Raw genomic sequence first — 10,589 nt, 5'->3', positions numbered from 1 at the left:
GCCGCGGGCGAGGCCGCGGCCGCGAAGACCGCAGCGCCGGCCGAGGCCGAGGCCCCGGCTGCCAAGGCCCCGGCCAAGAAGGCGGTCCGGAAGGTCACGAAGAAGGCGGCCGACGGCGGGGCTTGAATTGGGGTTTAAACGTTACTCCCGGGTATTCATTCATTCTCTAGTCACGACATTTGTCACGTCGAGTCTCTCGTAGCGGCATGTTGTGACTCCTGTGTAGTGCGACACTGCGTCCACTACAAGTGCGCACACACTCGGTTCGGTTACCGGTTGTCACATCTGGCGACCGTCGATGCTCCGGGGTGATGCGGCGGCGCGGCCTGTCGTTGGGGCCGCAGGCGTCAAACACAGGAACAGGGATTCCGAATGAAACTGCGTGACTTCCGATGGCTGGCCGCGGTGGCGCTCGCCGCCTGCGCGCCCTGGGCGCAGGCCCTGGTCTTTGCGGTCAACGAGGGCGTGACCTACCGCGTCCCGAGCGAAGAGATCCGGGCCAAGTACGCCGCGATCGCGGCCGACCTGGGCAAGATCCTGAAGCAGCCGGTCAGCATCGAGCCGATCGGCGACTACCCGTCGCTCAAGCGCGGGCTGGCCGAGAAGGCCTACGACCTGGCGATGGTGCACCCGGCGCACATCTCGATCGCCGCGATGAAGAACCCCGGCTACAAGCTGGTCGCGGTGACCAAGGGCTTCCTGGAGTACCGCGCCAGCTTCCTCGTGAAGTCCGACTCGCCGGTGGCGTCGCTCGCCGACCTGAAGGGCCGCAAGCTGGGCGCGCCGGACGAGGACTCGATCACCGCCTGGATGGTCCGCGCCTCGCTGCGTGACGCCATCGGCGACCCGAAGCTGGTCGCCACCACCTACACCCGCTACCAGGACGCGGTGCCGTTCTTCGTCGAGAACAACCTGACGCAGGCCGGCGCGACGGCGTCCAACGCGGTGGTCAAGGACTGGCTGGCCAAAGGCGGCAAGGTGATGTTCAAGTCCAAGCCGGTGCCGATCAAGCACATCATCGCGAGCCCCAACCTGTCGGCCGAGCAGGTCGAGAAGGTGCGTGAGTACCTGCTCGGGCTGGACGGCACCGACGAAGGCCGCAAGAAGCTCGAACCGACCAAGTTCCAGGGCTTCGTGCGCTACGACGACGCGGCGCTGATGTCGATCGGGACCTGGCTGGGCCTGTAGGGCCGCTGGCCCTGGGGGGCTCGGGTTCGTGCCGGTTGCGCTGCGGCCGCGCGACGCCTAATCTCGGGAAGCCCGGAAACGTTTCCCGAGGAGCCCGCCATGCTGCGTGTTGTTCGTGCGTTCTGTGTTCTGCCCGCTTTGTTGCCCGTGGCGTTGCTGGGCGCCTGCGCCAGCACCCCGGGCTCAGCCACCTACGAGGTCGACCAGCAGAAGGTGGCCGCGATCGACCGCACCGCCCTCGGCCGCGGCGTCAAGGTCTACTGGCTGAGCATGCCGACCAAGCGGGTCAACCCCGCCGCTGCCGCAACGACACCCGGTTGACGCGAGGGCTTGATCGATACTGGGGCGATGTCGCCGCCAGTGCTGCTCAAGCTCCTCGTCATCTTCCTGATCGTCGCCCTCGGCTACCTGGCCGGCCGCCTGCGCTGGCTGGGTGAGAACGACCCTGCGCGCGTGCTGGGCAACGCCGCGTTCTACATCTTCGTGCCGGCGCTGCTGTTTCGCACCACGTCGCGGCTCGACCTCGTCGGCATGCCGTGGGGCACGCTGGTCGCGTTCTTCGTGCCGGTGCTCGCGCTGCTGCTCGGCGTCTACGCCTGGCAGCGGCCGCGCGTGCGTGCCGGCACGCTCCCGACGGCCGCACCCAGCGTGCGCGCGATCTCGGCCAGCTTCGGCAACACGGTGCAGGTCGGCATCCCGCTCGCCACCGCGCTGTTCGGCGAGGCCGGGCTGTCGATCCACGTCGCGATCGTCAGCCTGCATGCGCTGACGCTGCTGACGGTGCTCACCGCGCTGGTCGAGTTCGACCTGGCGCGTGAGGCCGCCGGGCCGCCCCAAGGCCGAACACCGGAGTGCGAAGCACGCAGGTACCCTGATTCGCGGGTGCGGCAGGGGCATTCGAGCGCCCACCTGGGGCGCACGCTGRCGCGGACCGCCCGCAACACCATCATCCATCCGGTGACGCTGCCGGTGCTGGCCGGGCTGGCGTGGAACCTGTCGGGCCTGGCGATGCCCGCGGTGCTGGACGAGGTGCTGGTCCAGCTCGGCCTGCCGGTCGTGCCGCTGTGCCTGGTGCTGATTGGCATGTCACTTGCGTACTACGGCATCCAGGGCGCCGTGCGCGGTGCCGTGGTGATCTCGGTGCTCAAGCTGCTGGTGCTGCCGGCCCTGGTGCTGGTCGTCGGCCACTGGGGCTTCGCGCTCTCGGGGCTGCCGCTGGCGGTGGTGGTGATGGCGGCGGCGCTGCCGATCGGAAGCAATGCGCTGATCTTCGCGCAGCGCTACACGGCGCTCGAAGCCGAGGCCACCGCGGCGATCGTGCTGTCGACCTGCGGCTACATGCTGACGGCACCGCTGTGGCTGTGGTTGCCCGGCGTGCTGGCCTAGGCCAGCGCGCTATCATCCGCCGCGCTGCCCACAAGGCGGCGCCTTTCCTTCAGACGTTGGACAACCCTTCTCAGGACCCACCCCCATGAAACTTCGCGGCTTCCCCCTCCAGGCCCTTGCGGCCACCTGCCTGCTGGCCTGCGCGGGCGCATCGTTCGCGGCCAAGACGCTGGTCTACTGCTCCGAGGGCAGCCCGGAAGGCTTCAACCCGCAGTACTACACCACCGGCACCACGTTCGATGCGGTGTCCGTGCCGATGTTCAACCGCCTGGTCGAGTTCGACACCGGCACCACCAACATCATCCCGGCGCTGGCCGAGAGCTGGAGTGCCGCCGCCGACGGCCTGAGCTACACCTTCAAGCTGCGCAAGGGCGTCAAGTTCCACAGCACCGCCAAGTTCACGCCGACGCGCGACTTCAACGCCGACGACGTGCTGTTCTCGTACAACCGCATGGCCGACCCGAACCACCCGCTGGCCAAGACCCAGCCGGGCGCGACCTACGCGTACTTCGAGGACATGGGCATGAAGGACATCGTCGAGCGCGTCGAGAAGGTCGACGCGATGACGGTCAAGTTCGTGCTGAAGAAGGCCGAGGCCCCGTTCATGGCCAACATGGCGATGGACTTCGCGTCGATCCTGTCGGCCGAGTACGGCGAGAAGATGAAGGCCGCCGGCACGCCCGAGGCGCTCGACCGCGAACCGGTGGGCACCGGCCCGTTCCAGTTCGTCTCGTACCAGAAGGATGCGGTGATCCGCTACAAGGCCTTCGACGCCTACTGGGGCGGCCGCCCGAAGATCGACAACCTGGTGTTCGCGATCACCACCGACGCCTCGGTGCGCTACGCCAAGCTGAAGACCGGCGAGTGCCATGTGATGGCCTTCCCGAAGCCGGCCGACGTCGCGCTGATGAAGACCGACCCGAACATCAACCTGGTGCAGCAGAACGGCCTGAACGTCGGCTACATCGCGTTCAACGTCGAGAAGAAGCCGTTCGACAACAAGCAGGTGCGCCAGGCGCTGAGCATGGCCGTCAACAAGAAGGCGATCCTCGACTCGGTGTTCCAGGGCGCCGGCCAGCCGGCCAAGAACCCGATCCCGCCGACGCTCTGGTCGTACAACGACAAGGTCACCGACTACGCGTATGACCCGGCCAAGGCCAAGGAACTGCTGGCCAAGGCGGGCTTCCCGAACGGCACCGAGGTCGAGCTGTGGTACCTGCCGGTGACCCGCCCGTACAACCCGGACGGCAAGCGCATGGCCGAATTGATCCAGGCCGACTGGGAGAAGATCGGCGTGAAGACCAAGCTGATCACCTTCGAGTGGGGCGAGTACCGCAAGCGCAGCAAGACCGGTGAACAGCACGCGATGATGTTCGGCTGGTCCGGCGACAACGGCGACCCCGACAACTTCTTCGTGCCGCTGCTGGGCTGCTCGGCGGTGAAGGGTGGCGGCAACGTCGCGCGCTGGTGCGACAAGGGCTTCGAGGAGCTGGTGCAGAAGGCCAAGGCCGTGACGAAGCAGGCCGACCGCGCCGCGCTGTACGCCAAGGCCCAGGAGATCGCGCACGAAGAAGCGCCGTGGATCCCGATCGCCCACTCGGTGCGCTTCGATCCGGTGCGCAAGGAAGTGATCGGCTACAAGATGGATGCCACGGCGCACCATTACTTCACCAAGGTCGACCTCGCGAAATGACGACCCCTCGGCCGGCGGGTACGCCGGCCGATCCCCCGAGGGGATGCGGGCCGGCTTGGGGCGGCCCGGCGCTCGGCCCGCTCCTCGCTTGGCACCTTCCACATGATTTCCTTCCTCGCCAAACGCCTGTCGCTGGTGCTGCCGACCTTCATCGGCATCACGTTGCTGGTGTTCTCGCTGATCCGCCTGCTGCCGGGCGACCCGGTCGAAGCCATGTCCGGCGAACGCGGCATGACGCCCGAGCGCTACACGCGCCTGGTGCATGAGTTCGGCCTCGACCGCCCGCTGTGGCAGCAGTACCTCGACTACGTCTGGCGCGCGCTGCATGGCGACCTGGGCCTGTCGACCATCACGCACGAGCCGGTCTTCCGCGAATTCCTGACGCTGTTCCCGGCCACCATCGAGCTGTCGATGGTCGCGCTGTTCCTCGCGCTCGCGATCGGCCTGCCGGCCGGCATCCTGGCCGCGATGAAGCGCAACACCGTCTACGACTACACCGTGATGGGCGCCTCGCTCACCGGCTACTCGATGCCGATCTTCTGGTGGGGCCTGCTGCTGATCCTGCTGTTCTCGGTCACGCTCGGCTGGACGCCGGTGTCGGGCCGCATCGCGATCCAGTTCGACATCCCGCCGGTCACCGGCTTCATGCTGATCGACTCGCTGCTGTCCGATGACCCCGGTGCGTTCCGCAGCGCAGTCTCGCACCTGATCCTGCCGGCGGTCGCGCTCGGCACCATCCCGCTGGCGGTGATCGCGCGCATGACGCGCTCGTCGATGCTCGAGGTGCTGCGCGAGGACTACGTGCGCACCGCGCGCGCCAAGGGCGCGTCGACCTGGCGCGTGGTCGGCATCCATGCCCTGCGCAATGCGCTGATCCCGGTCGTCACGACGGTGGGCCTGCAGGTCGGCACGATGCTGGCCGGCGCGATCCTCACCGAGACGATCTTCTCGTGGCCCGGCATCGGCAAGTGGCTGGTCGAGGCGATCCACCGGCGCGACTACCCGGCGGTGCAGGGCGGCATCCTGATGTCGGCCACCGTGATCATCGCGGTCAACCTGGTGGTCGATCTCCTGTACGGCGTGATCAACCCACGCATCCGGCACCACTGAGGGCGGCACGATGAATCCAGCAAGCCCCCCGCAAGCCACCGTCACCGCATCGCCCGAGACCGGCACCCCGCCGACGCAGCTCGTCGAGCTGTGGCGCGATTTCCGCCGCAACCGCGGCGCGATCATCGGCCTCGCGGTCGTCATCGCGCTGCTGCTGTGCGCGCTGCTGGCCGACGTGATCGCGCCCTATTCGCCGTCGGAGCAGTACCGCGACGCGACGCTGCATGCACCGTCGTGGGAGCCGGTCAACGGCCACCGCTTCCTGCTCGGCACCGATCCGGTCGGGCGCGACGTGCTGTCGCGGCTGATCCACGGCACGCGGCTGTCGCTGCTGATCGGCCTGGTGTCGGTCGGGCTGTCGCTGAGCATCGGCGTCGTGCTCGGCCTGCTGGCCGGCTTCTTCCGCGGCGGCATCGAGTTCACGATCATGCGGCTGATGGACATCATGCTGGCGCTGCCCAGCCTGCTGCTCGCGGTGTCGGTGGTGGCGATCCTCGGCCCCGGGCTGATGAACGCGATGTACGCGATCGCGATCGTGATGCTGCCGCACTTCGTGCGGCTGACGCGCGCCGCGGTGATCGGCGAGCTGGGCAAGGACTACGTCRCCGCGTCGCGGCTGGCCGGTGCCGGCACGCTGCGGCTGATGTTCGACACCGTGCTGCCGAACTGCGCTGCGCCGCTGATCGTGCAGGCCACGCTCGGCTTCTCGACCGCCATCCTCGATGCGGCTGCGCTCGGTTTCCTCGGCCTGGGCGCGCAGCCGCCGACGCCCGAATGGGGCTCGATGCTGGCCAGCGCGCTGGAGTTCATCCAGAGCGCGTGGTGGGTCGTCACGCTGCCGGGTCTCGCGATCCTGGTGTCGGTGCTGGCCTTCAATTTGATGGGCGACGGGCTGCGCGACGCGCTGGACCCGAAGCTGAAGAGATAAGACCGATGCCCTTGCTCGAAGTGGATCAACTGCGGGTCGAGTTCGGCCCGGTCGCGTCGCCGTTCAAGGCGGTCGACGGCGTGAGCCTGCGCATCGATGCGGGCGAGGTGGTGGGCATCGTCGGCGAATCGGGCTCGGGCAAGAGCGTGACCGCGCTCGCGCTGATGGGCCTGATCGACGAGCCCGGCCGGGTCTCGGCGCAGGCGCTGCGCTTCGACGGCCATGATTTGCTGACGATGCCGCTGAAGCAGCGCCGGCAGATGCTGGGCCGCGACATCGCGATGATCTTCCAGGATCCGATGAGCAGCCTGAACCCGTGCTTCACGGTGGCCTACCAGCTGATGGAGACGCTGCGCATCCACGAGGGCGGCTCGAAGAAGGCGCTGCGGGCGCGCGCACTGCAGCTGCTGAAGGACGTGGAGATTCCCGATGCCGAGCGGCGGCTCGATGCCTATCCGCACCAGCTGTCGGGCGGCATGAGCCAGCGCGTGATGGTCGCGATGGCGATCGCCTGCAACCCGCGGCTCCTGATCGCCGACGAGCCGACCACCGCGCTCGACGTGACGATCCAGGCGCAGATGCTCGCGCTGCTGCTGCGCCTGCAGCGCGAACGCGGCATGGCGCTGATGCTGATCACGCACGACCTGGGCGTGGTCGCCGAGGTCGCGCAGCGCGTGCAGGTGATGTACGCCGGCGAGGTGGTCGAGACGGCCGGCGTGCCGCGCATCTTCGAGGCGCCGCGCCACCCGTACACCGAGGCGCTGCTGTCGGCGCTGCCGGAGCACAACATCGGCCGGCGCCGGCTCAGCTCGATGCCCGGCGTGGTGCCGGGGGCGTACGACCGGCCGGGCGGCTGCCTGCTGTCGCCGCGCTGCCCGCGCGTGCAGGACAGGTGCCGTGCCGAGCGGCCGGCGCTGTACGGGCCCGAAGGCGCGCAGGCGCGCTGCTTCTTTCCGTTGACCGAGGTGGCGGCATGACGACCGAACGTGATGAAGTCGTGCTCGTCGCCAACGACCTGGCCAAGCACTACCCGGTCTCGCAGGGCTTCCTGAAGCCGAAGGCGCTGGCGCGCGCGCTCGACGGCGTGTCGTTCGAGGTGAAGGCCGGCCGCACGCTGGCCGTGGTCGGCGAATCCGGCTGCGGCAAGAGCACGCTCGCGCGCCAGATCACGATGATCGAGGCGCCGACCACCGGCCACCTGGTGCTGGCCGGCGTCGACGTCGCGAACGCCGATGCGGCCACCCGCAAGCGGTTGCGCCGCGAGGTGCAGATGGTGTTCCAGAACCCGTTCGCAAGCCTGAACCCGCGCAAGAGGATCGGCCATGCGCTCGAGGAGCCGCTGGTCATCAACACCACGCTGTCGGCCGCCGAACGCACCGAGCGCGCGCGCGCGATGATGGCGCGCGTCGGGCTGCGCCCGGAGTTCCACCAGCGCTATCCGCACATGTTCTCCGGCGGCCAGCGCCAGCGCGTCGCGATCGCGCGCGCGCTGATGCTTTCGCCGCGCATCGTCGTCGCCGACGAGCCGGTGTCGGCGCTCGACGTGTCGATCCAGGCCCAGGTGCTGAACCTGCTGATGGACCTGCAGGAAGAGACGCAGGTGGCCTACGTCTTCATCTCGCACAACCTGGCGGTGGTCGAGCTGATCGCCGACGAGGTGCTGGTGATGTACCTCGGCAAGGTGGTCGAGAAGGCGCCGAAGCGGCAGCTGTTCGCCGCGCCGCGCCACCCGTACACGCGGGCCTTGCTGGCGAGCACGCCACGCATTGATGCCGCCTCGCGCGCGCAGAAGGCGGTGCTGGCCGGCGAGCTGCCGTCGCCGCTGAACCCGCCGAGCGGCTGCGCGTTCCACAAGCGCTGCCCGCATGCGATCGAGCGCTGCCGCGTCGAGGTGCCGGTGCTGGCCGAGGTGGCGCCGGGGCAACTGGCGGCCTGCCATCGCTCGGAGGAGCTGGCCTGACAGGGCGATTCCCGCAACGACCCTGGCCGGCATGGGGTTTGCGACAATCGCCCCCATGACCTCGAACGACCTCCAGGCCGCGATCGCCCACATGGGCGCCGGGGCACGCGCCGCCAGCAGTCGAATGGCTGCCGCCTCCACCGCCGCGAAGAACGCCGCGCTGCTCGCGCTGGCGCGCCGGCTGCGCGAAGACGGCGGCGCACTCGCCCAGGCCAACCAGCAGGACATCGACGCCGCCGTGGCCGCCGGCCTGGCCGCCCCGATGGTCGATCGCCTGAAACTCACGCCCAAGGTGCTGGCCACCGTCGCCGAAGGCTGCGAGCAGATCGCCGCGATGCCCGACCCGATCGGCGAGATCACCGGGCTGCGCCGCCGGCCGAGCGGCATCAGCGTGGGCCAGATGCGCGTGCCGCTGGGCGTGTTCGGCATGATCTACGAGAGCCGCCCGAACGTGACCATCGAGGCCGCATCGCTCGCGATCAAGAGCGGCAACGCCTGCATCCTGCGCGGCGGCTCGGAAGCCATCCATTCGAACCTCGCGCTGTGGAAGCTGGTGCAGGCGGCGCTGGCCGAGGCCGGCCTGCCGCCCGATGCGGTGCAGCTGGTGCAGACCACCGACCGCGCCGCCGTCGGCCACCTGATCTCGTCGCCGGAAGCGGTCGACGTGATCATCCCGCGCGGCGGCAAGGGCCTGATCGAGCGCATCAGCCGCGAGGCGCGCGTGCCGGTGATCAAGCACCTCGACGGCAACTGCCACGTCTACGTCGATGCGCAGGCCGATCTGGAACTCGCGCTGCGCGTGACCGACAACGCGAAGACGCAGAAATACAGCCCCTGCAATGCGGCCGAATCGCTGCTGGTGCACCGCGACATCGCGGCCGCCTTCCTGCCGCGCCTGGGCGCACTGTGGGCGCCGAAGGGCGTCGAGATGCGCTGCGATGCGGGTGCGCTCGCGCTGCTGCAGCCGGTGGCCGGGCTCACGCTCACGGCCGCGAGCGAGCAGGACTGGAACGAGGAATACCTCGCCCCGATCATCAGCGTGAAGCTGGTGGATGGCGTCGACGAGGCGATCGCGCACATCAACCGCCACGGCTCGCACCACACCGATGCGATCCTCACCGAGCACCACGGTCACGCGATGCGCTTCCTGCGCGAGGTCGATTCGGCCAGCGTGATGGTCAATGCCAGCACGCGCTTCGCCGATGGCTTCGAGTACGGGCTGGGCGCCGAGATCGGCATCAGCACCGACAAGTTCCACGCGCGCGGCCCGGTCGGCCTGGAAGGGCTCACGTCGATGAAATGGGTCGTGCTCGGCCAAGGGGAAGTGCGCACATGAGCGATCCGCGATCCGCCCTGGTGCTGTTCTCCGGCGGCCAGGATTCCACCGCCTGCCTCGCATGGGCACTCGAAAGCTATGCCCACGTCGAGACCATCGGCTTCGACTACGGCCAGCGCCACGTCGTCGAGCTGGAATGCCGGCTCAACGTGCGCGCGCAACTGCATGCGAAGTTCCCGCGCTGGGCCGGCAAGCTCGGCGACGATCATTTGCTCGACCTGCAGCTGCTCGGCCAGATCTCCGACACCGCGCTGACCAAGTCGCGCGCGATCGAGATGAACGCGAGCGGCCTGCCGAACACCTTCGTGCCGGGCCGCAACCTGTTGTTCTTCACGTTCGCCGCCGCCGTGGCCTACCGCCGCGGGCTCAGCGTGCTGGTGGGTGGCATGTGCGAGACCGACTTCTCGGGCTACCCCGATTGCCGCGACAACACGCTGAAGGCGCAACAGGTCGCGTTGAGCCTCGGCATGGACACGCCGATGACGATCGAGACGCCGCTGATGTGGCTCGACAAGGCGCAGACCTGGGCGCTGACCGACGAACTGGGCGGCGAAGCGCTGACCGAGATCGTCGTCGAGCACACCCACACCTGCTACCTCGGCGAGCGCACGCAGCGCCACGAGTGGGGCTACGGCTGCGGGCAGTGCCCGGCCTGCGCGCTGCGCTCGCGCGGCTACGGTGCATGGCGCCGTCACGGCGCGATGCCGTTCGCCGACACCGAACGCGCCGGCTGAGCCGACAGCCACGGCGCGAGGGCGCGCCGGCCGTCCGGCGTCAGCGTCAACGCGCGTGAGCCGTCGACGCGGCGCAGCCAGCCGTGCTCGATCGCGTGGTCGAGCAGGCTGACGGCCAGGCCCCCGGCGAGGTGGTCGCGGCGCTCCGACCAGTCGAGGCACGCATAGGCCTGGCGCTTGGCCCCGGCCGCCGGCAACGTGACGCCCAGCGTCTGCAGTTCGTGGCGGCCGACGTCGGTCAGCACGAACTGGCC

General features: G+C 69.0%; 10 protein-coding genes and 1 pseudogene. 10 read left to right on the top strand and 1 reads right to left on the bottom strand.

Going from position 1 to position 10,589, the window contains the following annotated elements; genetic code table 11:
- The first annotated feature begins 372 nt into the window (after nt 1-372).
- From AC1D15_RS08435 to queC, 10 genes are all read left to right on the top strand, one after another.
- Nucleotides 373-1,188, top strand: a complete 816-nt coding sequence (locus AC1D15_RS08435) for a phosphate/phosphite/phosphonate ABC transporter substrate-binding protein (protein ID WP_477825625.1) — start codon at nt 373-375, stop codon at nt 1,186-1,188.
- 99 nt (nt 1,189-1,287) lie between these two features.
- Nucleotides 1,288-1,509, top strand: a complete 222-nt coding sequence (locus tag AC1D15_RS08430; protein WP_477825624.1) for a hypothetical protein — start codon at nt 1,288-1,290, stop codon at nt 1,507-1,509.
- A 27-nt stretch (nt 1,510-1,536) separates the two neighbouring features.
- Nucleotides 1,537-2,574, top strand: a complete 1,038-nt coding sequence (locus AC1D15_RS08425; protein WP_477825623.1) for an AEC family transporter — start codon at nt 1,537-1,539, stop codon at nt 2,572-2,574.
- An 85-nt stretch (nt 2,575-2,659) separates the two neighbouring features.
- Nucleotides 2,660-4,267: an ABC transporter substrate-binding protein gene (locus AC1D15_RS08420; protein ID WP_047501535.1), complete on the top strand. Its 1,608-nt coding sequence runs from the start codon at nt 2,660-2,662 to the stop codon at nt 4,265-4,267.
- Between the two features lie 102 nt (nt 4,268-4,369).
- Nucleotides 4,370-5,377 (top strand): ABC transporter permease subunit, encoded by a 1,008-nt coding sequence (locus AC1D15_RS08415; protein ID WP_465111427.1) that lies wholly within the window; start codon nt 4,370-4,372, stop codon nt 5,375-5,377.
- A gap of 10 nt (nt 5,378-5,387) precedes the next feature.
- Nucleotides 5,388-6,305: an ABC transporter permease subunit gene (locus AC1D15_RS08410; protein WP_477825622.1), complete on the top strand. Its 918-nt coding sequence runs from the start codon at nt 5,388-5,390 to the stop codon at nt 6,303-6,305.
- A 5-nt stretch (nt 6,306-6,310) separates the two neighbouring features.
- Nucleotides 6,311-7,282, top strand: coding sequence for an ABC transporter ATP-binding protein (locus AC1D15_RS08405; RefSeq protein WP_465111429.1), 972 nt, complete (start codon nt 6,311-6,313; stop codon nt 7,280-7,282).
- The gene (locus AC1D15_RS08400; RefSeq protein WP_047501543.1) at nt 7,279-8,265 is read left to right on the top strand and encodes a dipeptide ABC transporter ATP-binding protein; all 987 of its coding nucleotides are present in this window, start codon (nt 7,279-7,281) and stop codon (nt 8,263-8,265) included. The genes AC1D15_RS08405 and AC1D15_RS08400 overlap by 4 nt, the downstream gene beginning before the upstream one ends.
- A gap of 31 nt (nt 8,266-8,296) precedes the next feature.
- Nucleotides 8,297-9,601: a glutamate-5-semialdehyde dehydrogenase gene (locus AC1D15_RS08395; protein ID WP_477825621.1), complete on the top strand. Its 1,305-nt coding sequence runs from the start codon at nt 8,297-8,299 to the stop codon at nt 9,599-9,601.
- Nucleotides 9,598-10,335 carry a 7-cyano-7-deazaguanine synthase QueC gene (gene queC / locus AC1D15_RS08390; protein WP_477825620.1) on the top strand — a complete coding sequence of 246 codons (738 nt, stop codon included), beginning with the start codon at nt 9,598-9,600 and terminating at the stop codon, nt 10,333-10,335. Before AC1D15_RS08395 ends, queC begins: the two co-directional genes overlap by 4 nt.
- Here queC and AC1D15_RS08385 read toward each other — a convergent pair.
- Nucleotides 10,293-10,589: pseudogene (locus AC1D15_RS08385) on the bottom strand (hypothetical protein); the annotation flags it as partial. The gene queC and the pseudogene AC1D15_RS08385 sit on opposite strands and share 43 nt — an antisense overlap.

The sequence above is a fragment of the Rhizobacter sp. P2_H2 genome (assembly GCF_056403375.1).
This window is presented reverse-complemented; position numbering and strand designations above follow the sequence as displayed.

Excerpts from the sequence above, each read along its gene's own strand:
- AC1D15_RS08435 (WP_477825625.1), top strand. The coding sequence starts at position 373 with ATGAAACTGCGTGACTTCCGATGGCTGGCCGCGGTGGCGCTCGCCGCC.
- AC1D15_RS08395 (WP_477825621.1), top strand. The coding sequence starts at position 8,297 with ATGGGGTTTGCGACAATCGCCCCCATGACCTCGAACGACCTCCAGGCC.
- AC1D15_RS08415 (WP_465111427.1), top strand. The coding sequence starts at position 4,370 with ATGATTTCCTTCCTCGCCAAACGCCTGTCGCTGGTGCTGCCGACCTTC.
- AC1D15_RS08405 (WP_465111429.1), top strand. The coding sequence starts at position 6,311 with ATGCCCTTGCTCGAAGTGGATCAACTGCGGGTCGAGTTCGGCCCGGTC.
- AC1D15_RS08420 (WP_047501535.1), top strand. The coding sequence starts at position 2,660 with ATGAAACTTCGCGGCTTCCCCCTCCAGGCCCTTGCGGCCACCTGCCTG.
- queC (WP_477825620.1), top strand. The coding sequence starts at position 9,598 with ATGAGCGATCCGCGATCCGCCCTGGTGCTGTTCTCCGGCGGCCAGGAT.
- AC1D15_RS08400 (WP_047501543.1), top strand. The coding sequence starts at position 7,279 with ATGACGACCGAACGTGATGAAGTCGTGCTCGTCGCCAACGACCTGGCC.
- AC1D15_RS08430 (WP_477825624.1), top strand. The coding sequence starts at position 1,288 with ATGCTGCGTGTTGTTCGTGCGTTCTGTGTTCTGCCCGCTTTGTTGCCC.